This is a genomic window from Luteimonas sp. A537 (assembly GCF_054052065.1).
On record NZ_JBSVRH010000002.1, the window covers coordinates 43,755 to 70,051 of the forward strand.

19 protein-coding genes are annotated in these 26,297 nt (G+C 69.6%); 3 read left to right on the forward strand and 16 right to left on the reverse strand.

The features are described 5' to 3' along the window. Positions 1-8: 8 nt before the first annotated feature. From ACW7GZ_RS04155 to ACW7GZ_RS04175, 5 genes are all read right to left on the reverse strand, one after another. Complete coding sequence (locus tag ACW7GZ_RS04155; protein ID WP_457003857.1) at positions 9-2,147, reverse strand: ATP-binding protein; 2,139 nt, start codon at positions 2,145-2,147, stop codon at positions 9-11. 5 nt (positions 2,148-2,152) lie between these two features. Continuing rightward, positions 2,153-3,175: an HD domain-containing phosphohydrolase gene (locus ACW7GZ_RS04160; protein ID WP_457003995.1), complete on the reverse strand. Its 1,023-nt coding sequence runs from the start codon at positions 3,173-3,175 to the stop codon at positions 2,153-2,155. A gap of 205 nt (positions 3,176-3,380) precedes the next feature. Continuing rightward, positions 3,381-4,907, reverse strand: a complete 1,527-nt coding sequence (gene lysS, locus ACW7GZ_RS04165; RefSeq protein WP_457003855.1) for a lysine--tRNA ligase — start codon at positions 4,905-4,907, stop codon at positions 3,381-3,383. A gap of 151 nt (positions 4,908-5,058) precedes the next feature. Beyond that, a protein-coding gene (prfB, locus tag ACW7GZ_RS04170) for a peptide chain release factor 2 (protein WP_457003853.1) occupies positions 5,059-6,187 on the reverse strand; the annotation gives its coding sequence in 2 pieces (ribosomal slippage) (positions 5,059-6,111 and positions 6,113-6,187; 1,128 coding nt in all). Positions 6,188-6,265: 78 nt separating this feature from the next. Beyond that, positions 6,266-7,177, reverse strand: coding sequence for a LytTR family DNA-binding domain-containing protein (locus ACW7GZ_RS04175; RefSeq protein WP_457008018.1), 912 nt, complete (start codon positions 7,175-7,177; stop codon positions 6,266-6,268). Between the two features lie 130 nt (positions 7,178-7,307). On the opposite strand from ACW7GZ_RS04175, the gene ACW7GZ_RS04180 reads away from it, so the two are divergent. Together ACW7GZ_RS04180 and ACW7GZ_RS04185 are read left to right on the forward strand one after the other, a co-directional pair. Continuing rightward, positions 7,308-8,537: an acyltransferase family protein gene (locus tag ACW7GZ_RS04180; RefSeq protein ID WP_457008020.1), complete on the forward strand. Its 1,230-nt coding sequence runs from the start codon at positions 7,308-7,310 to the stop codon at positions 8,535-8,537. An 18-nt stretch (positions 8,538-8,555) separates the two neighbouring features. Then, a complete protein-coding gene (locus tag ACW7GZ_RS04185) occupies positions 8,556-9,539 on the forward strand; it encodes a phosphatase PAP2 family protein (protein ID WP_457008022.1) in 984 nt (327 codons plus the stop codon). A gap of 163 nt (positions 9,540-9,702) precedes the next feature. Here ACW7GZ_RS04185 and ACW7GZ_RS04190 read toward each other — a convergent pair whose 3' ends face one another. The 11 genes from ACW7GZ_RS04190 to hrcA form a co-directional block, all read right to left on the reverse strand. Next, the gene (locus ACW7GZ_RS04190) at positions 9,703-11,049 is read right to left on the reverse strand and encodes a hypothetical protein (RefSeq protein ID WP_457003845.1); all 1,347 of its coding nucleotides are present in this window, start codon (positions 11,047-11,049) and stop codon (positions 9,703-9,705) included. Between the two features lie 96 nt (positions 11,050-11,145). Then, entirely contained in the window at positions 11,146-12,888 is a 1,743-nt protein-coding gene (gene recJ, locus ACW7GZ_RS04195; protein WP_457008024.1) for a single-stranded-DNA-specific exonuclease RecJ, read from the reverse strand. Continuing rightward, positions 12,885-13,826, reverse strand: coding sequence for a phosphoglycerate mutase (locus tag ACW7GZ_RS04200; RefSeq protein WP_457003842.1), 942 nt, complete (start codon positions 13,824-13,826; stop codon positions 12,885-12,887). Before ACW7GZ_RS04200 ends, recJ begins: the two co-directional genes overlap by 4 nt. Positions 13,827-13,833: 7 nt before the next feature. Next, the gene (gene greA / locus ACW7GZ_RS04205; RefSeq protein ID WP_457008026.1) at positions 13,834-14,307 is read right to left on the reverse strand and encodes a transcription elongation factor GreA; all 474 of its coding nucleotides are present in this window, start codon (positions 14,305-14,307) and stop codon (positions 13,834-13,836) included. Beyond that, complete coding sequence (gene carB, locus ACW7GZ_RS04210) at positions 14,304-17,549, reverse strand: carbamoyl-phosphate synthase large subunit (RefSeq protein WP_457008028.1); 3,246 nt, start codon at positions 17,547-17,549, stop codon at positions 14,304-14,306. The genes greA and carB overlap by 4 nt, the downstream gene beginning before the upstream one ends. Then, positions 17,549-18,670 (reverse strand): glutamine-hydrolyzing carbamoyl-phosphate synthase small subunit, encoded by a 1,122-nt coding sequence (gene carA / locus ACW7GZ_RS04215; protein ID WP_457003838.1) that lies wholly within the window; start codon positions 18,668-18,670, stop codon positions 17,549-17,551. Before carA ends, carB begins: the two co-directional genes overlap by 1 nt. Positions 18,671-18,804: 134 nt before the next feature. Then, entirely contained in the window at positions 18,805-19,518 is a 714-nt protein-coding gene (gene dapB, locus ACW7GZ_RS04220) for a 4-hydroxy-tetrahydrodipicolinate reductase (protein WP_457008030.1), read from the reverse strand. Between the two features lie 72 nt (positions 19,519-19,590). Next, positions 19,591-20,724 (reverse strand): molecular chaperone DnaJ, encoded by a 1,134-nt coding sequence (gene dnaJ / locus ACW7GZ_RS04225; RefSeq protein WP_457008032.1) that lies wholly within the window; start codon positions 20,722-20,724, stop codon positions 19,591-19,593. Between the two features lie 132 nt (positions 20,725-20,856). Then, the gene (gene dnaK / locus ACW7GZ_RS04230; RefSeq protein WP_457003834.1) at positions 20,857-22,788 is read right to left on the reverse strand and encodes a molecular chaperone DnaK; all 1,932 of its coding nucleotides are present in this window, start codon (positions 22,786-22,788) and stop codon (positions 20,857-20,859) included. 128 nt (positions 22,789-22,916) lie between these two features. Next, complete coding sequence (gene grpE / locus ACW7GZ_RS04235) at positions 22,917-23,423, reverse strand: nucleotide exchange factor GrpE (protein WP_457008034.1); 507 nt, start codon at positions 23,421-23,423, stop codon at positions 22,917-22,919. Further along, positions 23,420-24,511 (reverse strand): heat-inducible transcriptional repressor HrcA, encoded by a 1,092-nt coding sequence (gene hrcA, locus ACW7GZ_RS04240; protein ID WP_457003831.1) that lies wholly within the window; start codon positions 24,509-24,511, stop codon positions 23,420-23,422. Before hrcA ends, grpE begins: the two co-directional genes overlap by 4 nt. Before the next feature lie 104 nt (positions 24,512-24,615). On the opposite strand from hrcA, the gene recN reads away from it, so the two are divergent. Then, a complete protein-coding gene (gene recN, locus ACW7GZ_RS04245; protein WP_457008036.1) occupies positions 24,616-26,295 on the forward strand; it encodes a DNA repair protein RecN in 1,680 nt (559 codons plus the stop codon). The last annotated feature ends 2 nt before the right edge of the window (positions 26,296-26,297 follow it).

Genomic DNA, 26,297 nt, shown 5'->3' on the forward strand with positions numbered 1-26,297 from the left:
GCGGCGCCTCAGGCGCTGTCCGGACCCGTCGCGGCGTCGCCGCGCACCAGGTCGCCGCGCGCACGCAGCGCGGCCAGCGCCTGTTCCAGCTGTTGCCGGAGCAGGCGCACCATGCCCGGCCACTCGCGCGCGAGCTCGTCGCTGTGCATGCCCATGCCCTGCGTGGCACTGTCGGACAGGCGGACCGCGCCCATGTTGCCCGCCGCGCCCTTCAGCGCGTGGCAGGCGTCGCGGAACGCCTCCCATTGCGCGTCGGCGCCGGCGACCTCGAGCTCGGCTACGCACTTGCGCGCGTCCCTGGCGCACTCGCCCAGGAAGCGGTGCACGAATTCCTCGCCCAGGCCCATCTCGCGCAGTTCGTCGAGGATGTGCTGGGAGATCACGCTGCCATCGTCCTGCCCCGCGGCCGCTGGCTGGGCGTCCTGGGCCGCGATCGACGGCGCGGCGCCCTCGGCGATCGCGGCCAGGCGCTCGAGCAGGCGGTCGACCACCACCGGCTTGGTCATGAAGGCGTAGGCCCCGGCGCGTTCACATTCAGCCCGCGCCTCCGGCGTGGCATCGGCGGTGAGCACGATGAACGGCGTGCGCTTGCGGCCGGCTTCCATGAAGCGCACCTGCTTGAGCACTTCCACGCCGCTCTGGCCGGGCATGTGCAGGTCGATGATCACGGCGTCGAAGGCCTGCGCTTCGAGCGCGGACAACACGTCGTCGCCATCGTCGACCACCTGGGCGCGATGCCCGGCCTTTTCCAGCAGGCGACGCATCACCATGAGGTTGGCACCCTGGTCGTCGGCCACCAGCACGCGCAGCGGACGCACCCGGGCGCGGTGGCGCACGAAGGGGTCGCCGAAGGCGATGATGTTGCTGCCGTCGCCGACGGACGACTGCGTCGCCGCCGCAAACGGCAGTTCCACCCAGAAGTGCGACCCCCCGCCGGGCGTGCTTTCCACGCCGATGCTGCCGCCCAACTGCTCGACCAGTGCCTTGGCGATGGTCGTGCCCAGGCCGGAGCCTCCGAAACGGCGACCCAGGCCGCTGTCGATCTGTTCGAAGGCTTCGAAGATACGCCCGTGCGCGTCTTCCGCGATGCCGATACCGGTGTCCCGGACCGAAAAGCGCAGCCAGGTCGCGCTGTCATCGCGTGGCAGCCGCTCGACCTCGAGTGACACCCGCCCGTGGTCGGTGAACTTGATCGCGTTGGACACCAGGTTCACCAGCACATGGCGCAAATGGTTGCTGTCGCCATGCATCTGCGCCGGAACGCCCGCGGCCACCCGGGTCGCGAACAGCAGCCCCTTGGCCTGGGCTCCGGGCTCGAGCATCAGCTGGATGCCGCGGATCAGCTCGGTCAGCGAGAAGTCGGCATCGGTGCGCCTGAACTTGCCCGCCTCCATGCTGGACAGGTCGAGCACCTCGTCCACCAGCATCTGCAGCGAGCGCGCCGAGGTGCGGATGACCTCCGCGCTGTCACGCTGTTCGGCGCTCAGGGGCGTGGAAGAAAGCAGCTCCGACATGCCCAGGATGCCGTTGAGCGGCGTACGCAGCTCGTGGCTGATATTGGCCAGGAAGCGGCTCTTGGCGCGGTTGGCCGCTTCCGCGGCTTCGGTGGCCTGCACCAGCTTGCGCAGCAGCGAGCTGAGATACAGCGGTACCGCGGCCAGCCCCACCAGCAGCCCGCTGCCCAGCAACAGGTTCTGCTGCCAGTAGGGCGTGGTCAGGAGGGCCGCGCCAAAGGACACCGTCGCGAAACCGATCGCCAGGTACAGCCAGCGCGGACCATAGCGCAGGCCGTTGCCGACCGTGACCCACATGATCACCACGTACATCCAGGCCAGCAGGTCGCCCAGCAGGTACAGCCCGACGCCCATCAGGCTGTAGTCGGCGATCATGCCCAGCACCCGGCGCGGATACGACACCCCCGGGCGCGCCAGCAGCCATCCGAGGATCACGAAGCCGATCCCGAACTCCACTGCCAGGAGTTGCCGCGACAGGCTCAGCGCTTGCGCCACCCCGGGCTGATCACTGACCACCACCTGCAGGTAGGCCGCCACCAGCACCAGCATCGCCATGCGCACCAGCGCCTGGCCGTGTTCGGTATCGGCACGGCCGGACAGGCGCTGCCTAGCCCAGTGCAGGGCGGCGACCATCGCGCTCAGGCCTCCCCGGCCTCGGCTGCTGCAGCCTCGGCGGCGTAGCGGGCGCAGGTTTCTTCCACGCGCCCGCGGTTGGCCACCAGCGCATCGACGCAGCGCGGGTCGAACAGTCGCCCGCTTTCGGACGTGATGTAGTCGAAGGTCTCGTCCATGCTCCAGGCGCGCTTGTAGGGGCGTTCGGACAGCAGGGCGTCGAAGACGTCGGCCACCGCGACCACGCGCGCCTCCAGCGGGATGGCTTCACCGACCAGCGCGTCGGGATAGCCGCTGCCGTCATAGCGCTCCTGGTGGCGCAGCGCGATGCTGGCCCCCATCTGCACGAAACGGTTCTGGCTGCCCTGCAGCAGCTCGTGGCCGATCTCCGGGTGCCGGCGCATCACCACCAGTTCGTCCTCGGTGAGCGGGCCGGGCTTGAGCAGTACGGCGTCGGGGATCGCGATCTTGCCGATGTCGTGCAGGGGCGCGGCCAGCTCGATGGTCCGGACCTCGTCTTCGCCCAGGCCCAGGCCTTCGGCGACGATGCCCGCCACTGCGGCCAGGCGCGCGAGGTTGGCGCTGGTGCCCGAGTCGCGGTAGGCGATCGCACGTGCCAGGCGGGTCAGGGTCTCGCGCTCGCGTTCCTCGACCTCGTGCATGCTCGAAAGCAGCCGCTGCTCGAGCGAAAGCGCGCGCTGCTTGACCGACTCCGCCTGCTGGCGGAGCTGCAGCAGGTTGCGGCAGCGCGCCCGCAGCTCGCGCGGGCGCACCGGCTTGACCAGGAAATCGATCACGCCGGCATCGAGTGCCGCCTGCCGGATCGGCTCATCGCCGACCACGGTCACCAGCACGATCGGCACGTCGCGGTGCAGCAGCGGGCGGCGGAAGCGCCGTGCGAACTCCAGGCCGTCCATCACCGGCATGCGGTAGTCGAGCAGCAGCAGGTCGGGGCGGTTGTCCTCGCACCAGCGCAGGGCTTCCTGCGGGTCGCTGAAGTCCAGCACCTCCAGCTCGGGACTGATGTCCTCGAGGATGTGCCGCAGCATCGTGCGTGCCGAAGTCTGGTCGTCGACGATGACGATGTTCACGTGATTCCTGCCCCCAGCGCGGTCGGTCCCGGCATGGCACACGGATGCCGCCGGTAGTCGGGGCACGCATGGTCCGTGCCCGCCCCGGCCCCCCGTTCTGGAGGGCCAACGCCCGAGAATACGACAGATCCGGCACGGACCGGGCACTTGCTGCCCGTTCTGGTCACCCCTGCGCCGTGCCGCTGGGGCGCATATACGGGAAAAGCAGCACGTCGCGGATCGACGACGAACCGGTCAGCAGCATCACCAGGCGGTCGATGCCGACGCCCAGCCCGCCGGTGGGCGGCATGCCCACTTCGAGCGCGCGGATGTAGTCGGCGTCATAGTGCATGGCCTCGTCATCTCCGCCGGCCTTGGCTTCGACCTGGGCGCGGAAGCGCGCGGCCTGGTCCTCGGGATCGTTGAGCTCGGAGAAGCCATTGGCCAACTCCTTGCCGCCGATGAACAACTCGAAGCGGTCGGTGATGCCGGGATCCGAGTCGGACTCGCGCGCCAGCGGCGAGACCTCCACCGGGTAGTGGGTGATGAAGGTCGGCTGCACCAGCCCGTCTTCGACCGTCGCCTCGAAAATTTCCAGCAGCAGCTTGCCCCAGCCCCAGGACGGCTTGATCGACACCTTCAGGCGTTGGCAATGGGCGGCGAGCGCATCGCGGTCGCGGCAGTCGGCGGCGCTGATGTCCGGATTGAGCTCGCGCACCGCGTCTTCCATCTTCCAGCGGCGGAACGCTGGCGCCAGGTCGATGTCGTGGCCGTCCCAATCGAAGCGCGTGGTGCCGGTCGACTCCTGCGCCACGTCGCGGATCATGCCTTCGGTCAGGTCCATGACCTCGATATAGCTGGCATAGGCCTCGTACAGCTCGAGCATCGTGAATTCCGGGTTGTGCCGGGTGCTGACGCCCTCGTTGCGGAAGTTGCGGTTGATCTCGTACACGCGCTCGAAGCCGCCCACCACCAGCCGCTTGAGGTAGAGCTCCGGCGCCACGCGCAGGTAGAGCTCAAGGTCGAGGGCGTTGTGGTGGGTGGTGAACGGGCGCGCGGTGGCACCGCCGGCGATGTAATGCATCATCGGCGTCTCCACTTCGAGGAAACGGCGCGCATCGAGCCAGCGGCGCATGGCCGCGATCACCTTCGAGCGCACCACGAACACCTCGCGCGCGTCGGGGTTCACGATCAGGTCGACGTAGCGCTGGCGGTAGCGCTGCTCGACGTCGGCCAGGCCATGCCACTTGTCCGGCAGCGGGCGCAGCGACTTGGTCAAGAGGCGCAGCGAGTCGACCTTGACCGAAAGCTCGCCGGTGCGGGTGCGGGTCAGCCCGCCCTCGGCGGCGATGATGTCGCCGACGTCCCAGGCCTTGAACGCGTCATAGGCGGCGCCCAGCGCGTTCGCCTGCAGGAACAGCTGGACGCCACCGCTGACGTCCTGCAGCTGCACGAACGCGGCCTTGCCCATCACCCGCTTGGCGAGCATGCGCCCGGCCACGGCCACGCGCCGCCCGGTTTCCTGCAGCGCCTCGGCGCTCCATGCCTCGGCGTCGGCGTACTCGTCCTGCAGGTCGCCGGCGTGGTCGGTGCGCCGGAAGTCGTTCGGGAACGCGATGCCCTGCCCGCGCAGCGTGGCCAGTTTGCCGCGACGCTCGGCGATGAGGCTGTTTTCGTCGGCGGCGGTCTGGGGCTGTACGGGGGTGGTCATGGCTGGTCTCGGGAAGCGGTATGGCGGGTGTGGCTGCAGGCGGCCCGCGATGCCTGCCAGGTCCTGATCGCGGCTGTAGCCGCTCGCGCAGGCGTTGGTGGCGCCGGAGGAACATCCGTAGGAGCAGCTATAGCTGCGATCGAATGGGCAATCAAACTGCGTCGGTGCGTTTCGACCCGGCTTCCAGCCCGGACTTCAGGCTGGCCTCGATGAACTCGTCAAGGTCGCCATCCAGCACGTTCTGGGTATCCGAACGCTCGATGCCGGTACGCAGGTCCTTGATGCGGCTCTGGTCGAGCACGTAGTTGCGGATCTGGCTGCCCCAGCCGATGTCGGACTTGGTGGCTTCCAGCGCGTCCTTCTCGACGTTGCGCTTCTGCACTTCGAGTTCGTACAGCTTGGCGGCCAGCATCTTCATCGCAGTGTCGCGGTTCTGGTGCTGGCTGCGCCCATTCTGGCAGGCGACGACGGTATTGGTCGGAATGTGGGTGATGCGCACCGCCGACTCGGTCTTGTTGACGTGCTGGCCGCCGGCACCCGAAGACCGGTACACGTCGGTACGCAGGTCGGCCGGGTTGATCTGGATGTCGATGTCGTCGTCGACTTCGGGCGATACGAACACCGATGTGAAGCTGGTATGGCGGCGGTTGTCGGAGTCGAACGGCGACTTCCGCACCAGTCGATGGACGCCGATTTCTGTCTTCAGCCAGCCATAGGCGTACTCGCCCTCGATGCGCACCGTGGCCGACTTGATGCCGGCGACGTCGCCGCCGCTGGCCTCCATGATCTCGGTCTTCCAGCCGCGGTCTTCCGCCCAGCGCAGGTACATGCGCAGCAGGATCTCGGCCCAGTCCTGGGCCTCGGTGCCGCCGGCGCCGGCCTGGATGTCGAGGAATGCGTTGGCCGTGTCCATCTGGCCGGAGAACATGCGCTGGAACTCGAGCTTCTCGACCTGGGTGCTGAGGCTTTCCACGTCGTCCTCGACGGCCTGCGCGGTGTCCGCGTCGTCCTCGGCATCGGCCAGGTCAAGCAGCTCGGCGGCGCCCACCAGGCCCTCGGTCAGGTCGCGGATGCCGTTGACGGTCTTGTCGAGCAGCGAGCGCTCGCGCCCCAGCGCCTGTGCGCGCTCGGGATCGTTCCAGATATCCGGGTTCTCGAGTTCGCGCTCTACTTCCTCGAGGCGTTCGCGCTTGGTGTCGTAGTCAAAGAAACCCCCTCAGCGCATCCAGCCGACCCTTCAGGTCGGCGATGCGCTGGCGGACGGGATTGAGCTCCATCATGTGCTGTGGATCCGCGTGGAAAGAGGCGGATTCTAGCAATTCCGGCGCTCCGCCGGGTCTGCCCGCGTCGGCCAGCGGCTACGCGGGCTGCTCGGCCATGCTTCGTGCGCGCAGTGCGTCGCGGTAACGGCGACTGCAGGGCAGATGGCTACCGTCGACAAGGTGGACGCGGGCGTCGCCGGTGTCCAAGGGCTCGATTGACCCGACCTGGTCGAGGTTGACGAGATAGCTGCGGTGGATGCGCACGAAGCGCGCAGGGTCCAGCCGCGCCTCGATACCGGCCAGTGTGCTGCGCAGCGGATAGGCGCGGCCGGCCACTTGGAGGTTGACGTAGTTGCCCGAAGCCTGCAGCCACTCGATGTCGTCGGCGGCGACCAGGAACTCACGCCCCAGCTTGCGCACCAGGAAGCGTTCTGGCCGCCCAGGGCGCTCGTCACGCGGGGCCGGGATGCCCGGGTCCGGCGGATCGAGCAGCCGCACCTCTCCCTGCAGCCGCCGCCACAACCAGCTGTAGCCGTGGGCGACAAACACGATCATGGCGAAGGTGCGTCCGTCCTTCAGGTACTCGTAGGGCAGCTCGACGTGCCAGTCGAAGCTGTACTGGTCCCCCATCAGCGCATACATGACAATGCGCAGCAGCACCATGCCGGCCACGTGCAGCAGCGACCAGGCCAGACTGGCAATGAGGTAAGCCGGCAGGCGCCTGGCCCAGGTGTCGGCGTGCAGCGGCCAGCGCTCGCACAGCCACAACAGCGGCGGCAGCAGAAGCAGCGACACCAGTGCGCTGCTGCCCTCCCAGGTCACCGGTTGCCAGGCTTCCATCACCCGGCCGTAGCGCTCGGCGTCGATCAGGGTCACGACGGTGTTTGCGGCGGCGCTGATGCCGAAGATCAGCGTCCAGATCACCAGCTCGAACGGACGCCGCCAGGACAGGTGCCGGCTCCAGAAGTCCTTTTCGCGTGTGGCGGCATTCCCGACGGGATCTTGCATGGACCGATTGTAGCGATTCGGCCCGCGGCCACGCCGCGGCTCATCACGCCATTCCGCGGTTCGTCCCCCAGCGACGTCACTCCGGCACTTCCAGCTGGCGCAGAGGTTCGAGAGGCGCTGGAATCACGCCATGACAACCTCGACCCTCATCCCACGACGCCACGATATCGACGCCCTGCGGGTGTTCGCGTTCGGCCTGCTGATCGCCTATCACGTGGGCATGGTCTACGTCGCCCAGTGGGGCTACCACGTCAAGAGCGTCCACCAGACCGAATGGCTGCAGTGGCCGATGATCGCGGTCAATCGCTGGCGGATGCCGTTGCTGTTCATGATCTCCGGCATCGCCCTGGGCCTGGCCATGGCCTCGCGTCCGGGCTGGCGGCTCGGACTGTCACGCAACTGGCGGCTGCTGCTGCCGCTGGGGTTCGGGATGCTGGTGATCGTGCCGGTACAGGCCTACTGCGAAGCGCTGGCCAATGGCGCGATCACGCCCGGATTCGGCGCCTTCATGCAGCGTTACCTGCAGCTGCGCCCCTGGCCCGAAGGCGGCTGGAGTGGTGCGGAGTACGGCGTGACCTGGAACCACCTGTGGTACCTGGCCTATGTCTGGAGCTACAGCATGCTGGCGCTGCTGCTGGCCCCGGTGCTGGAGTCCGCCCGGAGCCGGCGGCTGCGGGGGCTGTTGTTCCGATGCGACCGGGCGTGGTGGGTGCTGGCGCCAGCAGCGTGGCTGTTCGCCTGCCTGTGGTGGCTGATGCCGCGCTTTCCGGAAACCCACGCTTTGGCCGGCGACTGGTACGCGCACGCGAAGTACCTGTTCTTCTTCCTTGCCGGCTGGCTGGTGGCACACGAGGCGAGGTTCTGGGACGGCGTGCAGGCGATGCGCGGGCGGATGCTGGCGCTGGCGCTGTTGGCGATCACGATCGAGCTGTCGCTGCGCGCGGCCGGTCGCCATCTGCCTCCGGGGGATATTCCCGCCTGGGCGCTCCACGTGGACTGGGCAATGATCGAACGCATCGCCCGCGCCGTGTACTCGTGGACCGCGCTGCTGGCAATCTTCGGCTGGGCGCGTACCCTGCTCGACCGTCCTTTCCGCTGGCTGCCACGGGCCCGCGAGGCGGTGTATCCCTGGTACATCCTGCACCAGAGCCTGATCGTGCCACTCGCGTTCGCGCTCGGCTCGCTGTCGCTGGGACCTTGGCTGGAGCCGCTGCTGGTGGTCGCGGGTACGATCGCGGGCTGCCTGCTGCTGCACGAGGGCATCATCCGCAGGGGCGGGCCGCTGCGACCACTGTTCGGGCTGCCGGCCAGGACACGGCCGCGGCCCCCCGAAGCCACTTCCGCTGCAGCACGCCAATAACCATCGAGGATCGTCCGTATGTTCGAAGCCGAACCCATCCTCTGGTTGCAGCAATTCTCCGCTCCCTGGTTCGACGCAATCATGCGCTTCATGAGCTGGGTTGGCGAAGCCTGGTTCTACGTGCCCGCGATCCTGGTGCTGCTGTTCGGCATCCGCCTGCGTCCGGGCATGGGCGTGCTGCTGGCACTGCTGTTGGTGGCTTTCGCGACCGAAGGGTTCAAGCAGGGTTTCGGGCTGCCACGGCCGAGCGAGGTCGATGCAAGAGTGCTGTACGAGGGCGAAGGCGGCCGACACCTGGTGGCGGACGGCGCAGCGGAGGGCTTCTGGGGCCTGCCTTCGGATGAGGCGATCTCTGCCAAGCGCGCCACCCATGATCCAGGCTTCGGATTCGTCAGCGGCCACACCAGCTCGGCGTTGGTGTTCGCGCTCGCGCTGGCTCTGTTCTTCCGCGCACGCGCGGCGTGGATCTGGGGGCTGGTGGTGGCTTGGCCGCTGCTGATGGGGCTGTCGCGGATGTACCTCGGGCGGCACTTCCTCGCCGACGTCCTGGGCGGCTTGGCGGTGGGCATGCTCGGAGCAGCGTTGGCATGGGCGTTGATGGGCAGGCTGCAAACACCCGGCGCGCGGGCCTGGCGCAGCTGGGCGATCGCATTGGCCGCGATGTGCGCGCTGGCGGCGGCCGCGTGGGCGGTGCCCTGGATCGATCCGGGCATGGCCGGCGAGATTGTCGGCACCCTGCTGTGCATCGGCGCGCTGATGCGGTTCGGCTGGCCCGATGACGCCACCGGGCTGGTTAAACGCGCAGGCCGCGTGGCCTGCGCGCTGGTGGTTGGCTATGGCGTGATCTGGCTGTTTGAAGCCGCCTATGAGGCGGGCGGCTGGCCGGAGCGGCACGCCGCAGCCTTCTTCTTCGCAGCGGCAGGCTTCGTGGCCATCCTGCTGGGCACTGTGTTGCTCGCCCGCTGGCTGGGCCTGTACCTGCCGTCGAGACCGTCTTCTTGACCGGGCCCGCACCGATGCTGCGCGCGCTGCGGCTTTACCGTCCCGCGCCGGCGGCCATCGCGGCGACAGGTCCGTCGGCCCGCTGATCCATGGCCGCCACGGCGTGCTCCACGACCTGGCTTATCTGTGGGTCTACAGCATGCTGCTGGCGGCCATGCAGCACTCAGCGGCGCCGCACCTGCACCTGGTAGCGGCCACGCTCGCCGCCCACCGCAGATGACGCCTCGAGCACGTAGTCACCCGGCTGCAGGGTGTCCTCGATGCGGGCGTCCAAACCACCACCGCTATCGTCGTCCTCGGCAAGCAGTTCGTTGTCGCGGTACAGCCTGAGGTGGGCATCCACGCCGTCGTTCGCCCCCATCGTGATCGCGTAGCTGCCTGCGCGCGCGATGCGGAAGGTGTAGCGGTCGGTCACGCCCGGGAGCAGCCTGGCCTCGCGCTGCTGGCCCACCTGGAGGACGCCGCCGCCGGCATCGTGAGGCACCGGGGACAGGCGCGCCGCCAGCGTGAACACGCCTGCGCCACCTTCGGCATCGAATGCCGACGCCTGCACGGTGTATTCGCCGGGTTCGATCACCGAGGCGATGCGGGCGTCCAGGCGCCCGCCGGAGTCGTCGTTTTCAAGCACCACGCCCGCGCCAGCGAGCCGCAGGCGCGAATCAAGCTCGGGGCTGCGCATGTCGAGCTCGAGCAGTTGCCGCTCGTTCACGCTCAGACGATAGGACACCGGCCGACCCTGGTAGAGCGCGGTGATGTCGCTGCCCGGCTCCAGTTCGCCGCCGGCGGCAATCTCGACGCCGGGCGGCAGTTCGCGTTCGGCCACGGAAAGCTCGTACTGCCCTTCCGCCCTGCCGCCGAAGCCGGAGGCGACCAGCGTGTACGCGCCCGGCGCCAGCCACGCGGTCAGCTGCGAATTGCTGCCTTCGGCATCGTCGTTGCTGAGCGAGACACCGTTGCCTTCCAGGCCCAACACCGTGTCGAAGCCGTCGGCGGCCATGCGTAGCGCGTACACGCCTTCGCGTTCGATGCGCAGCGGGATGCGCTTGCTGCCGTCCAGCCAGTCGCTGATCGACGCGCCGGCCGCCAGTTCGCCTCCTGCGTACACCTGCAGTTCGGTCGCGCCGAGGATGAAAGGTCCGTACGCGGAGCCGTCATGCCCGCTGACCGCCAGCACGTAGCGGCCCGCACGCGGGGCGCGGATCGAAAGGTTAGTGGCCTCCCCGTCACCGGACGAGGCGCGCACCAGCTGGCCATCGAGGAACACCGAGAGCTGCGCGCGCAGCGGGCCTTCGACTGCGAACTGGACGGCCTGTCCGGCGTCGAGCGCGAAGGAGAAGAGTTCGCTGCGGGAACCGTCACGCCAGTTGATCACGTCCGCGCTGGTGATCTCCCCGCGGACCTGCTGTCCCGGGGTGATGCGCGTTGCCGCGGGCTCGGTGGCCAGTGCCGTATGCGCTCCGCCCAGAAGGCCGAGGGAAACGGCCAGTGCCGCCAGTCGCTTGTGTTCCATGCTGAAGAGGTCCAGAAATGCGGCAGGGCCTGATTGCCCGACCAAGCCGCGGGATTATCCGGGGCTAACGTATTCAGCGATAGCCCTGGACCGGCGTCAGCAGGCTTCGAGGTGTTCCACCACCAGCTGGATGGCATCGCCGCCGCGGTAATCGTCGGGCGTGAGCCGATAGGCGAGTCGGGCGCGGGACGGAGGCGGCTCCCCCTTCCAGGCGCCGAAGTGGATGCCGGCCAGCGTTGCACGCAGTCCATCCACGCCCAGCGTCAGCCGCAGATGTCGCTCGGCGACCACGCGCCAGTCGCGCACCTCGAACTCGCCATCGAACAGGGGCTCTGGAAACCCCTGCCCCCAGGGACCACCATCGCGCAGCGCCTGGGCGTGGGCACGATCGAACTCGGACGGTGCCAGGGCGCCATCGCTTTCGACGGTGGCCTGCAAGGCAGCGGGATCGAGCGTGGCCTCCGCATGGGCGTGGAAGGCGGCTTCGAACGCCTGCAGCCGCTCGGCGTCGAGGCTCAGGCCGGCCGCCATCGCATGGCCACCGAAGCGCTCGATCAGGCCGGGGTGGCGGGCGTCGACAGCAGCGAGCGCATCACGGATGTGGAAGCCCGGGATCGAGCGCGCCGAGCCCCGCAGGCTGGTGCTGCCCGGCTCGGAGGGCGCGAAGGCCACCACTGGCCGATGCAGGCGTTCCTTCAGTTTGGAGGCCACCAGGCCCACCACGCCCGGGTGCCAGCCCGGGTCGAAGGTGCAGACCGCGGCAGGCAGTGCTCCGGTCCGCCCCAGCGCGTCCAGGGCCTGCGTCGACAGCGCACGTTCTGCTTCGTCGAGCATTGATTGCTGCACGTTGCGGCGTTCGCGATTGATGGCGTCGAGCTGGCGGGCCAGCTCGTAGGCGCGCGCGGGTTCGTCGCAAAGCAGGCACTCGATGCCCAGCGCCATGTCTTCCAGGCGCCCGGCGGCGTTCAACCGCGGCCCCACGGCGAAGCCGATATCCGCGGCCACCAGCGACTCCGCACGGCGCCCGGCCACCTCGATCAGTGCCTTGAGCCCGGGGCAGCCCTGCCCCGCCCGCAGCCGGCGCAGGCCGGCGGCGACCAGCGCACGGTTGTTCGCGTCCAGCGGCACCAGGTCGGCCACCGTCCCGACCGCGACGAGGTCCAGCAGCTGCCCGAGGTCCGGACCCTTGCCTTCCAGCCGTCCATCGGCGCGCAGCCGCGCCCGCAGCGCGAGCAGCACGTAGAACATCACGCCCACGCCAGCGAGGACCTTGCTGGGAAAGCCATCGCCGTGCCGGTTCGGGTTCACGATCGCATCCGCCGCCGGCAGGCGTTCGCCGGGCAGGTGGTGGTCGGTGACCAGGACCCGCCATCCCAGCGCCTTGGCCGCGTCGATGCCGGCGTGGCAGGCGATGCCGTGGTCGACCGTGACCAGCAGGTCGGGGCGCGTCGGCGCCAGTTCGCCGACCAGCGCCGGGGACAGCCCGTAGCCATGGATCATGCGGTTGGGTACCGCGTGCAGGACCTCGCGCGCGCCGAGCATGCGCAGGCCCCGCACCGCGACGGCGCAGGCGGTGGCCCCATCGCAGTCGAAGTCGCCGACCACGAGGATGCGCTGGCCCTCGGCGATGGCCGTGGCCAGCAGCTTCGTGGCGCGGTCGAGGTCGAGCAAGCCGTCGGGCGGCAGCAGGCCGGCCAGGCGCGGGCGCGCGGCATCGATGTCCGCGGCGCCGCGCGCGGCGTAGATCCGGCGCAGCAGTGGCGGCACGTCCGCCGGCCAATCGGCGCCAGGCTGCACGCCGGGGACCTGCCGGCGGCGGATGGTGCGCGGTGGCGTCACTGCGCCGGCCAGGGCGTGGCGCGACGCCAGAACCGCAGCAGGTGCCTGCGACGGAGCGAAAGCCGCCAGCCGTCGCCGTCGTCGAGCCGCAGCTCAGCGATATGCCCCCCACGCAGCGCCTCGAGCGCCGGGAGCAGCCACTCGCGCTCGATCCACTCGAGATCGCGCGTGCCCTCGATGTCGTACACGCCGGGCGCGCCGGTGAACCGGTCCGGCAGCGCTTCGCCCAGGCCGCCGATCGCTGCCAGTGCGCGCGCAGTGTCGTCGTCGCTGTAGCCGGTCTCGCCGCCGCCGCCGGCCACCGCCGGGAGGCGACCGCCACCCCAGAACCACAGCGCGTTCACGGGCGCCTGCCCGCGCGCGGCGCGACGCGCGTTGAGCGGATGGTTGTGCAGGGTCACCTGGGCCTCGCTGGCGAGGCTGCGCCAGCGCCGGCCCTCGGGACTGGTGTCGAGATGGTCGAAGAGGTCCTCGCCCAGCGCATCGCCCGGATCGGAGAACGCTGGCACCGTCGTGCCGCCGGGCAGGCGCAGGTACCAGCGCGCCGGGTGCGGCGCGTCGAGCGCGAAGCCGGCATCGCCAAACAGCGGCCGCAGCGCGGGCAGCAGTTCGTCGCATTCCTCGCGCGTCAGCGCGAGCGCCTCGCCATGCGCGAGCAGCCGCACGCCGTTGATGTCCGGACGCAGCCACACTGGATCGGCGCGCAGCCAGGCCGCGCCTTCGGCATCACCGACCTCGGCCTGTCGCGACAGCGCCGCGATCGGCCAGCCTTCGCCGCGCAGCGGGAAGTGCCGGAGCAGCTGCGCGCGTCGCCCGGGCTTGCCGTCGGGCTGCCGCGTGCCGCGCCCCAGCGCTGTCGCGTCCGCGACGGACAGGCGCTGCCGCCCGAGCCGCGTGGCAGCCGGGAGCAGCAGGGTGATGGTGCTGGGGGCCGGCATCGCCGGATCAGCCGTAGCTGACCTCGACGATCTCATACTCGCTGATGCCGCCGGGCGCCTCGATGGTCACCACCTCGCCGGCGTGCTTGCCGATCAACGCGCGCGCCACCGGTGACGAGATGGCGATCAGGCCCCGCTTGATGTCGGCTTCGAGGTCGCCAACGATCTGGTAGCGCTTTTCCGCACCGGTCTCTTCGTCGGCCAGCAGCACGTTGGCGCCGAACACGACCTTGTCGCCGACCTTGAGCGTCGACACGTCGATCACCTGCGCGTGCGAAAGCTCGCCCTCGAGCTGCTTGATGCGGCCTTCGATGAAGCCCTGCTGCTCGCGCGCGGCGTGGTATTCGGCGTTTTCCTTCAGGTCGCCGTGGGCGCGTGCCTCGGCGATCGAATTGATGACGGCAGGCCGCTGGACGCTCTTCAGCTCTTCCAGCTCCGCGCGCAGACGCTGCGCACCCTGTGCCGTGATCGGTGGTCTCATGTCTTCTTCAACTCCTCATGCAGTTCGTGCAGGGCCCACACCGGGCCGCTGCCGCGATATTCCAGAGAATGCAGCAAGGCCTTCGCACCGGCAATGGTGGTCGAATAGGTCACCCGCTGCTGCAGCGCCTCGCGGCGGATCGAGAACGAGTCCGCGATCGCCTGGCGCCCTTCGGTGGTGTTGACGATGTAGGCGATATCGCCATTCTTGATCAGGTCGACGATGTGCGGGCGACCCTCGGCGACCTTGTTCACCTGCTCGCAGTCGACGCCGTGCTCGCTCAGCCAGGCGGCCGTGCCCGCGGTCGCGACCAGGCTGAAGCCGCGTTCCACGAGTGCGTGGGCCACGGGCAGCAGCCGCCGCTTGTCCGGGTCGCGCACCGAGACAAAGGCCTTGCCCGGCTCGGGCGCCCTGATGCCGGCCGCTTCCTGCGCGCGCGCGAACGCGGCGCCGAAACTCTGGCCTACGCCCATCACCTCGCCGGTCGAGCGCATCTCCGGGCCGAGGATCGGATCCACGCCCTGGAACTTGGCGAAGGGGAAGATCGCCTCCTTGACCGAGTAGTAGCCGGGCACGACTTCCTCGGTCACGCCCTGGTCGGCCAGCGTTCGACCCGCCATGCAGCGCGCGGCGATCTTGGCCAGCGGCACGCCGGTGGCCTTGGACACGAAGGGCACCGTGCGCGAGGCGCGCGGATTGACCTCGAGCAGGAAGATCGTGTCCTCGCCTTCGTCGTCGGTCTGCACGGCGAACTGGGTGTTCATCAGACCGACCACGTTGAGCGCGCGCGCCATCGCCGTGACCTGCTCGCGCAGGCGGGCCTTGGTGTCGGCCGACAGCGAATACGGCGGCAGCGAGCAGGACGAGTCACCCGAGTGCACGCCCGCCTCTTCGATGTGTTCCATCACCCCGCCGATCAGCACCTGGCCGTCGGCATCGGCGATCACGTCGATGTCGACTTCCACCGCGTTGTCGAGGAAGCGGTCGAGCAGCACCGGCGAGTCGTTGGACACCTTCACCGCCTCGCGCATGTAGCGCTCGAGGTCGGCTTCGGCGTGCACCACTTCCATCGCGCGGCCGCCGAGCACGTAGCTCGGGCGCACGACCAGCGGGTAGCCGATCTCGCGTGCCAGCACCAGGGCCTGCTCGGCGCTGCGCGCTGTGCGGTTGGGCGGTTGCTTCAGGCCGAGTTCGTCGACCAGGTGCTGGAAGCGCTCGCGGTCCTCGGCCAGGTCGATGGAATCCGGCGAGGTGCCGATGATCGGCACGCCATTGGCCTCCAGCGCGCGCGCAAGCTTCAGCGGCGTCTGCCCGCCGTACTGCACGATCACGCCCTTGGGCTTCTCCAGTTCGACGATCTCGAGCACGTCCTCGAGCGTCACCGGCTCGAAGTACAGGCGGTCGGAGGTGTCGAAGTCGGTCGAGACCGTCTCCGGGTTGCAGTTGACCATGATGGTCTCGTACCCGTCCTCGCGCAGGGCAAGCGCGGCGTGCACGCAGCAATAGTCGAACTCGATGCCCTGGCCGATGCGGTTGGGACCGCCACCGAGCACCATGATCTTGTCGCGGCCGGTGGGCTCCGCCTCGCACTCTTCCTCGTAGGTGGAGTACAGGTAGGCGGTGGTGGTCGCGAACTCCGCGGCGCAGGAGTCCACACGCTTGTAGACCGGCTTGATGCCGAAGGCGCGGCGCAGGGCGCGCACGGCCTTTTCCTCGACGCCGACCAGTTGCGCCAGGCGGGCGTCCGAAAAGCCCATGCGCTTCATCGCGCGCAGGCGCAACGCGTCCAGCGCCTCGACGCCACCGGACTCGACCTCGCGTTCGGCGACCACGATGTCTTCGATCTGGTCCAGGAACCAGGGGTCGATCCAGGACAGGCCGAACACTTCGTCCACCGTCATGCCGGCACGGAAGGCGTCGGCGACGTGGAACAGGCGCTCCGGACCGGGCTCGCGCAGTTCGCGGCGCAGCGCGGCCTGGCCTTCCCCGCTCTCCAGGTCAAGGCCGGTGGGATCCAGGCCGACCTTGCCGGTCTCGAGCCCGCGCAGCGCCTTCTGCAATGATTCCTGGAAGGTGCGGCCCATGGCCATCACCTCGCCCACCGACTTCATCTGCGTGGTCAGGCGCGAATCGGCCTGCGGGAACTTCTCGAACGCGAAGCGCGGGATCTTGGTGACCACGTAGTCGATCGTCGGTTCGAACGAGGCCGGGGTCTTGCCGCCGGTGATTTCGTTCTTCAGCTCGTCGAGCGTGTAGCCCACGGCCAGCTTGGCCGCGACCTTGGCGATCGGGAAGCCGGTGGCCTTCGACGCCAGCGCGGACGAGCGCGACACGCGCGGGTTCATCTCGATCACCACCACGCGCCCGGTCTCGGCGTTGATGCCGAACTGCACGTTCGAGCCACCGGTGTCGACGCCGATCTTGCGCAGCACGTCGATGGACGCCTGGCGCAGGCGCTGGTACTCGCGGTCGGTGAGGGTCTGCGCGGGCGCCACGGTGATCGAGTCACCCGTGTGCACGCCCATCGCATCAAGGTTCTCGATCGAGCAGACGATGATGCAGTTGTCCGCGGTGTCGCGGACCACTTCCATCTCGAACTCCTTCCAGCCGAGCACTGACTCCTCGACCAGCACCTCGTTGGTCGGCGACAGCTCGAGGCCGCGCTTGACGATGTCCTCGAACTCCTCGCGGTTGTAGGCGATGCCGCCGCCGCTGCCGCCGAGGGTGAAGCTGGGCCGGATGATGGTCGGATAGCCGACGGTCGCCTGGATCTCGACCGCCTGCTCGAAGGTCTTCGCGACCGCCGCCTTCGGGCACTCCAGGCCGATCTCGCCCATGGCCACGCGGAACAGCTCGCGGTCCTCGGCCATCATGATGGCCTCGCGCCTGGCGCCGATCAGCTCGACGCCGTACTTCTCGAGCACGCCGTTGTCGGCGAGGTCCAGCGCGCAGTTGAGCGCGGTCTGGCCGCCCATGGTCGGCAGCAGCGCGTCCGGGCGCTCCTTGGCGATGATCTTCTCGACCATCTGCCAGGTGATCGGTTCAATGTAGACCGCATCGGCCATCTCCGGGTCGGTCATGATCGTGGCCGGGTTGGAGTTCACCAGCACCACGCGGTAGCCCTCTTCGCGCAGGGCCTTGCAGGCCTGGGCGCCGGAGTAGTCGAACTCGCAGGCCTGGCCGATGACGATCGGGCCGGCGCCGATGATGAGGATGGTCTTGAGGTCGGTGCGCCTGGGCATCAGTGCGCCTCCATCAGCGCGATGAAACGGTCGAAGAGCGGGGTCACGTCCTGCGGGCCGGGGGCGGCTTCGGGATGTCCCTGGAAGCTGAAGGCCGGCGCGTCGGTGAGCGCGATGCCCTGGTTGCTGCCGTCGAAGAGCGAGCGGTGGGTGACGCGGACGTTGCCGGGCAGCGTGGCTTCGTCGACCGCGAAGCCGTGGTTCTGCGAAGTGATCATCACCCTGCCCGACTCGAGGTCCTGCACCGGGTGGTTGGCGCCGTGGTGGCCGTTGGCCATCTTCAGCGTCTTGGCGCCGACCGCCAGCGCCAGCAGCTGGTGGCCCAGGCAGATGCCGAAGGTGGGCACGCCCGCGGCCAGCACCTCGCGGATGGCCGCGACCGCGTAGTCGCAGGGCTCGGGATCGCCGGGGCCGTTCGACAGGAACACGCCGTCGGGCTTCAGCGCCAGCGCCTCGGCGGCGGTGGTGCGCGCCGGCACCACGGTCACGTCGCAGCCGCGGTCGGCGAGCATGCGCAGGATGTTGCGCTTCACGCCGTAGTCCCAGGCCACGACGCGGAAGCGCGGCGCCACCTTGCGGAAGGTCCCAGCATCGAGGTCGAGGTCGCCCTCGTTCCAGTCATAGCGGCTGTCGGTGCTGACCACGCTGGCCAGGTCCATGCCCTTGAGGCCGGGAAACTTGCGCGCGGCTTCGACGGCACGGTCGATATCGATCTCGCCGGCCATCACCGCGCCGTTCTGCGAACCGCGCGCGCGCAGCAGGCGGGTCAGGCGGCGGGTGTCGATCCCGGCGATCGCGACCACGCCGCGGTCGGCCAGCCATTCCGGCAGCGCCGCGCGGCTGCGCCAGCTGCTCGGCCGGCGCGGGACGTCGCGCACCACCAGGCCCGCCGACCAGACCTGCCCGGACTCGTCGTCCTGGGAGGTGCAGCCGGTGTTACCGATGTGCGGATAGGTCAGGGTGACGATCTGGCGCGCGTACGAGGGGTCGGTCAGGACTTCCTGGTAGCCGGTCATCGCCGTGTTGAACACGACTTCGCCGACGGAAAGGCCGGGCGCGCCGACGGATACGCCTTCGAAGACCGTGCCGTCTTCGAGCGCGAGGATTGCGGGTGGGGTCACTGGCGGTCGCCTACGTGGGGTTGCAGGACGCCACCGGCCCGGCATTGGCCGGCCCGGAGGCAAGTGGTTCAGGCGAGCGGGAATGTTACCGGCGCGCGGCCTGCCGCGCCAGCGCGGAAGATGAACCCGGGCGTCTAGAGCAGGTCGCGCAGGCGCCAGGCCCCGGCTTCGCGGCCGTGCAGGCGGCTCGCGGCCAGCAGCGCGCCGCGCGCGAACACGTCGCGGCTGGTGGCCCGGTGCACCAGCTCGATGCGCTCGCCCATGCCCGTGAACTGGACCAGGTGCTCGCCGACCACGTCGCCGGCGCGGAGGCTGGCGTAGCGCGGCTCCGCCCCACCCCGCTCCGCCACGGCCCCGAGGGCCAGCGCGGTGCCCGAGGGCGCGTCCTTCTTGTGCACGTGGTGGGTCTCGACGATGTCGCAATCCCAGCCGGCCAGGGTCCCGGCGGCGCGTTCCACCAGTTCTTCCAGCACGGCGACGCCGAGGCTGAAGTTGGCCGCCCACAGCAGTGGAATGTCCGCCGCGGCCGCGGCCATCGCCTGCCGCTGCGCATCCGAGAGCCCGGTGGTGCCCGACACAAGGGCCGCGCCGCGCTGCCGGCACAAGGCCAGCAGCGGATCGAAGCCCTCGGGCAGGCTGAAATCGATCGCGACGTCGAAGGCGGGAACGCCGGGGAGCTCACTGGTGGCGAACTGCGGCACGCCATCCACCACGCGCTGCGGCGGGCGTCGCGACACCGCCGCGACGACGCTGCAATCTTCCGGCACGCCCTGGGCGCAAAGGCGCAGCAGCGCGCGCCCCATGCGGCCACTGCCGCCGTGGATCAGAAACCTGACTGGATCGCCCATGCCGCTAGGCTAGCGACGCCCGGGGGCCCCGACAAGCAGCGCAGCGGCCTCCGCCACCCCGTCGCCACCGTGTCAGGACGTCATCCGTTCCCAGAAGCCCTTGACCCCGTCGACGAAGGTGCTCGACCGTGGCGAATGGCGACGTGCGCCTTCGCCGGAGAACGTGGCCTCGAACTGGTCCAGCAGCGTGCGCTGTTCGGGGGTCAGGTTGACCGGGGTTTCCACCACCACCTTGCAGTACAGGTCGCCCGGCGCGCGGCTGCGCACCGACTTGACGCCCTTGTCGCGCAGGCGGAAGACCTTGCCGGTCTGGGTTTCGGCGGGGATGCGGATCTCGGCTTCGCCGCCGAGGGTCGGCACGCGCACGGTGTCGCCAAGCGCCGCCTGCGACAGGCGGATCGGCACTTCGCAGTGCAGGTCGTCGCCGTCGCGCTCGAAGATGTCGTGCGGACGCACGCGCACTTCGACATACAGATCGCCGGGCTGGGTGCCTGCGGGCCCGGCCTCGCCCTCGCCGGAAAGGCGGATGCGGTCACCACTGTCGACGCCGGCCGGCACCTTGACCGACAGCACCTTTTCCTCTTCGACGCGGCCGTTGCCGCGGCAGGACGGACACGGGCTCTTGAAGGTCTTGCCACGGCCATGGCAGGACGGGCACGGCTGCTGCATCGAGAAGATTCCGCGCTGGAAGCGCACCTGGCCGTTGCCGTGGCAGGTGTCGCAGGTCTCGAGCTTGCCATCCTCGGAACCGCTGCCCTTGCAGGGCTCGCATTCGACGAGGGTAGGCAGGTCGATGCGGCGCTCGACGCCGGCGACGGCGTCCTCCAGGTCGAGCTCCATCACATAGCCGATGTCGGCGCCGCGGCGTGGACCGCGGGCGCCACCACCACCGAAGATATTTCCGAAGATGTCGCCGAAGATGTCGCCCACGTCCGGACCGCCACCGAAGCCGGGGCCGGCGTTGCCGCCGCCCATGCCGTGCTCGAACGCGGCGTGGCCATGCTGGTCGTACATCCGGCGCTTGCCGCCGTCGGACAACACCTCGTAGGCCTCCTTGCACTCCTTGAACGCAGCCTCGGCGGCGTGGTCGCCTGGGTTGCGGTCAGGGTGGTGCTTCATCGCGCTGCGGCGATAGGCCTTTTTCAACTCCTCCTCGGTGGCGTTGCGGCCGACGCCGAGGACTTCGTAATAATCGCGTTTGCTCATCGATCAGGTCCGTGCTGCCTGGTGGACCCGACGGGGCGGGGTCCGGATACGCAGCGGGAACCGGAGGTCATCCGGTCCCCGCCATGGGCGTGGCCATCGCGGCCGTGGCCGCGTCCACGACGCCAGGGGCGGTCAGGCCTTGCTGTCGTCGTCCTTGACCTCGGTGAACTCGGCGTCGACGACGTCGTCCGCTGCCTGGCCGGCCGGATCCTGGCCCGCATCGCCCTGGGCGTCGCCGCCCTGGCCGGCGGCCCCGGCCGCGGCGAACAGCGCCTGGGCCGCTTCCTCCAGCGCCTTGGTCTTGGCCTCGATCTGACCCTTGTCGTCACCCTTCATCGCCGTCTCGACCTCGGCGATCGCCGACTCGACGCGGCCGATCACGTCGCCCGGGACCTTGTCGCCGTTGTCCTTGATCGCGCTGCGGGTGCCGTGCACCAGGGCATCGGCCTGGTTGCGGGCGCCGACCAGTTCGTGGAACTTCTTGTCGTCCTCGCGGTGCGCCTCGGCGTCGGCGACCATCCGCTGGATCTCGTCGTCCGACAGGCCCGAGCCGGCCTTGATCTCGACCTTCTGCTCCTTGCCGGTCTTCTTGTCCTTGGCGGTCACGTGGACGATGCCGTTGGCGTCGATGTCGAACGACACCTCCACCTGCGGCATGCCGCGCGGCGCCGCATCGATGCCCGACAGGTCGAACTTGGCCAGCGACTTGTTGTAGCGGGCCTGCTCGCGCTCGCCCTGCAGCACGTGCACGGTCACCGCGGACTGGTTGTCCTCGGCGGTGGAGAAGGTCTGCGAGGCCTTGGTCGGGATGGTGGTGTTCTTCTCGATGATCTTGGTGAACACGCCACCCAGGGTCTCGATGCCCAGCGACAGCGGGGTCACGTCGAGCAGCAGCACGTCCTTGACGTCGCCGGCGAGCACGCCGCCCTGCACCGCCGCACCGATGGCGACGGCCTCGTCCGGGTTGACGTCCTTGCGCGGGTCCTTGCCGAAGAACTCGGCCACGGCCTGCTGCACCTTGGGCATGCGGGTCTGGCCGCCAACCAGGATCACCTCGTTGATGTCGCTGGCGCGCAGGCCGGCGTCGTTGAGCGCCACGCGGCAGGGCTCGATCGTCTTCTTGACCAGGTCCTCCACCAGCGCCTCGAGCTTGGCCCGGGTCAGCTTGATGTTGAGGTGCTTCGGACCCGACGCGTCGGCGGTCACGTACGGCAGGTTGACCTCGGTCTGCTGCGCGGTCGAGAGCTCGATCTTGGCGCGCTCGGCGGCGTCCTTCAGGCGCTGCAGGGCCAGCGGGTCCTTGCGCAGGTCGATGCCCTGGTCCTTGTTGAATTCCTCGACCAGGTAGTCGATGACGCGCTTGTCGAAGTCCTCGCCGCCAAGGAAGGTGTCGCCGTTGGTGGCCAGCACCTCGAACTGCTTCTCGCCGTCGACTTCCGCGATCTCGATGATCGACATGTCGAAGGTGCCGCCGCCGAGGTCGTACACGGCGATCTTGCGGTCGCCGCCGTCCTTGTCCAGGCCGTAGGCCAGCGCGGCCGCGGTCGGCTCGTTGATGATGCGCTTGACGTCGAGGCCGGCGATGCGGCCGGCGTCCTTGGTCGCCTGGCGCTGCGAGTCGTTGAAGTACGCCGGAACGGTGATGACGGCTTCGGTGACCTTCTCGCCCAGGTAGTCCTCGGCGGTCTTCTTCATCTTTTCGAGGATGCGCGCGGAGACTTCCTGCGCCGACAGCTTCTTGCCGTCGCTGGTCTGCACCCAGGCGTCGCCGTTGTCGTGCCCGACGATGGCATACGGCACCAGGTCGAGATCCTTCTTGACTTCGGCGTCGGTGAACTTGCGGCCGATCAGGCGCTTCACCGCGTAGAAGGTGTTCTTGGGGTTGGTGACGGCCTGGCGCTTGGCGGACGCGCCGACCAGCACTTCGCCGTCCTTGGTGTAGGCGACGACCGAGGGGGTCGTGCGATCGCCTTCGCTGTTTTCGATGACGCGGGCCTTGCCGCCGTCCATGATCGCCACGCACGAATTGGTCGTGCCGAGATCGATGCCGATGATCTTTGCCATGGGAATATGCCTCTGTGTCTGGATTCGGGGGGCGGCGATGCCGCCGATGACTGCTATCTGGGGATTGGCCGCGACGCCTTCAAGCGCCAGCGGCAGCCGGAATCAACCGGCGGTGGTCCAATCGACGCTCAATCGGTGTTCGACACCGCGACCAGGGCCGGGCGCAGCAGCTGCTCGTTGAGGCGGTAGCCCTTCTGGAACAGCTGTGCCACGGCGCCGGCGTCGACGCCGGGGGCGTCCACCACGCTCATCGCCTGGTGCAGGTCGGGATTGAAGCCCTCCCCGGCGGCAGGCGCGATCTCGAACAGGCCGTGGTTGCCGGCCACCCGGCGCAGCTCGCGCAGGGTCAGCTCGACGCCGTCGTGCAGCGGGCCGGCGGCCCCGGCGACCAGCGCCGCGTCCAGGCTGTCGAACACCGGCAGCAGGTCGCCGAGGATCTGCTTGTTGGCGAAGCGGCAGGCGTTCTGGACATCGCGCTCCATGCGCCGGCGCTGGTTCTCGAGGTCGGCGCGGTCGACCAGCGACTGCGCGCGCACCTGCTCCAGCTCGGCGCGGAGGGTTTCGATCACGTCTTCCAGCGGAAGGTCGTCTGCGGGCGCCTCGGCGGCGTGGTCGGGCGTCTGTTCGGTGGTCATCGCTGTCCTGGGTCCGGAGTGTCTCGGTCCGCACTGAGTGGGGATGCCGCGTCGGGATTCAAGGCGGCGCCGAGGACCTCGGCGGTCGCCTGCACCACCGGGATCACCCGCTCATAGGCCATCCGCGTGGGGCCGATCACCCCCAACACCCCCAGGACGCGACCTCCGGCGCCATAGGGCGCGGTCACCAGCGACATCCCGGCCAGCGGCGCGACCCCGGTTTCCTCGCCGAAGAACACGCGTACGCCCTGGGCCTTCACCGTGCGCTCGAGCAGCTGCAGGATCTCGCGCTTCTCCGCGAACGCATCGAACAGGCCGCGCAGGCGGTCAAGGTCGGCGAGGTCCTGGACCCCCAGCAGGCGCGCCTGTCCGGCAACAACCATGTCGTCGCCCCCCGGTACCAGCACCTGTTCGGCAAGGTCGGTGGTGGCGCGCAGCAGGCCTTCCATCTCGCTGCGCGCGCTGCGCAGCTCTTCGACCAGCGCCGCGCGGATCCGCGCCAGCGGCTGGCCGGCAAAGTGGGCATTGAGGTAGTTGGCCACCCGCTCCAGCTCGGCGGCGTCGTAGGGGCGCCGGGTGTGGACGATCCGGTTCTGGACCTCGTGATCGGCGAACACCACGATCGCCATCACCCGCTGCCCGTCCAGCGGCACGAAGTCGATCTGGCGGAATGCGAACTGCTCGCGCCCGGGCACGCTGACCACGCCGACGAAGCGGGTCATCGCCGAAACCAGCTCCGAGGCGCTGCCCAGCAGCGTCTGGGTGCCGGCGCTGGTCGCCAGGCTGCCGCGCATGCGCATGAATTCCTCCTCCTCCAGCGGACTGAGCTGGAGCAGCGAGTCGACGAACACGCGGTAGCCGCGGGCCGTGGGCACGCGCCCGGCCGAGGTGTGCGGCGCCGACAGCAGGCCCACTTCCTCCAGGTCGGACAGGATGTTGCGCACCGTCGCCGCGCTGACGTCGAGACCGGCGTGGCGGACCAGGGTCTGCGAACCGACCGGCTCGCCGTCGCGGATATGGCGCGCGATCAGGGTGCGCAACAGCTGGCGCGCGCGCGGGTCGAGGGGATCGGAACGGCGTCGGGACATGCCGCGGGTATACGTCCGAAGGGCACTTGTCGCAAGCCGCGGGCTCACAATCGGCAAGATCGACGATGACAGGCTGCGCGTCTCCACGGCACAATCCGCGCACCATGCTCAAGCGACTGTCGATCAAGGATTTCGCCGTTGTCTCCGCCACCGAACTCGAATTCGGGCCGGGGCTGACCGTCGTTTCGGGCGAAACCGGCGCCGGCAAGTCGCTCATCGTCGATGCGCTCGGCTTCCTGTCCGGGCTGCGCGCCGACGCCGGCATGGTCCGCCACGGCGCCAAGCGCGCCGAGCTCGACGCCGAATTCGACCTCGGCGACTCGCCGCTGGCGCTGGACTGGCTGCGCGAACAGGAGTTCGACGACGGCCAGGCCTGCCAGCTGCGGCGCACCCTTCGCGCCGACGGCGGCTCGCGGGCGTGGGTCAACGGCCGCCCGGCCACGCTGTCGCAGCTGGGCGCGCTGGCGGCGCTGCTGGTCGAGATCCACGGCCAGCACGAACACCAGGCACTGCTGTCGCGCAGCAGCCAGCTGGCCCTGCTCGACGCCTTCGGGCGCCACGAGGCCGAACTGGCCGCGGTGGCCACGGCGACGCATGCCTGGTCGTCGCTGCTGCAGGAGCGCGCACGGCTCAGCGCGGCCGGCGACGTCTCCGACCGCATCGACTTCCTCGAGCACCAGCACGCCGAGCTCGAGCGCGAGGTGCTCGAACCCGACGCCATCGAAGAGCTGGTGGCCGCGCACCGGCGCCAGGCCCACGCCACCGAGCTGGTCGAGGCCTGCGATACCGCGCTCGAGCGCCTGGGCGGTGACGCCGGGGCGCTGCCGACCGTAGTCCAGCAGCTGCGTGGCCTGCTTGCGCGGATGCAGGTGCACGAACCACGCCTGGGCGAAGTGGACGCCATGCTCGAGGGCGCCGCCATCCAGCTCGACGAGGCCGCGGTGCTGCTGGATCGTGTCCGTGCCGATCTCGACATCGATCCCGACCATCTGCAAACGCAGGAACACCGCCTCTCGCGCCTGCACGAGCTCTCGCGCAAGCACCGCGTGCCGCCGGAGGAGCTGGCCGCGCACCGCGACGCGCTGGCGGCGGAGCTGGAGTCGCTTGCCGGCTCGGCGAAGCGGCTGGCCGGGCTGGAAGGCGAGATCGGGACGGCCGCCGGCGCATGGCGCAGCGCCGCCGCGCGCCTGGGCAAGGCCCGCGCGAAGGCCGCAACCGCACTGGGCAAGGCGACCACCACGCTGATCGGCGAGTTGGGCATGGGCGGCGGGCGCTTCGAGGTGGCACTGGAACCCACGTCCGGCGACGCGCCGGATGCGCAGGGCGCCGAGCGCGTCGAATTCCTGGTCACCGCCAACGCCGGACAGCCGCCACGGCCGCTGCGCAAGGTGGCGTCGGGCGGCGAACTGTCGCGCATCTCGCTGGCCATCGAGGTCGCGGCCCTGGGCCTGGACGCGGTCCAGACCATGGTCTTCGACGAGGTGGACTCGGGCATCGGCGGCGGCGTGGCCGGGATCGTGGGGCGCAAGCTGCGCGACCTCGGCAGCCGTCGCCAGGTGCTCTGCGTGACCCACCTGCCCCAGGTCGCGGCCCAGGGCCACGCCCATTACCGGGTCAGCAAGGCTGAAAGCGAGGGCATGACCCAGAGCGCCGTGCGCCTGCTCGACGACGCCGGCCGCCAGGAAGAGCTGGCGCGGATGCTCGGCGGGATCGAGGTCAGCCGCGAGGCGCGGGCGGCGGCCAGGCGCCTGCTGCGCGAGGCCGGGGAACCCACCGCCGGCTGACC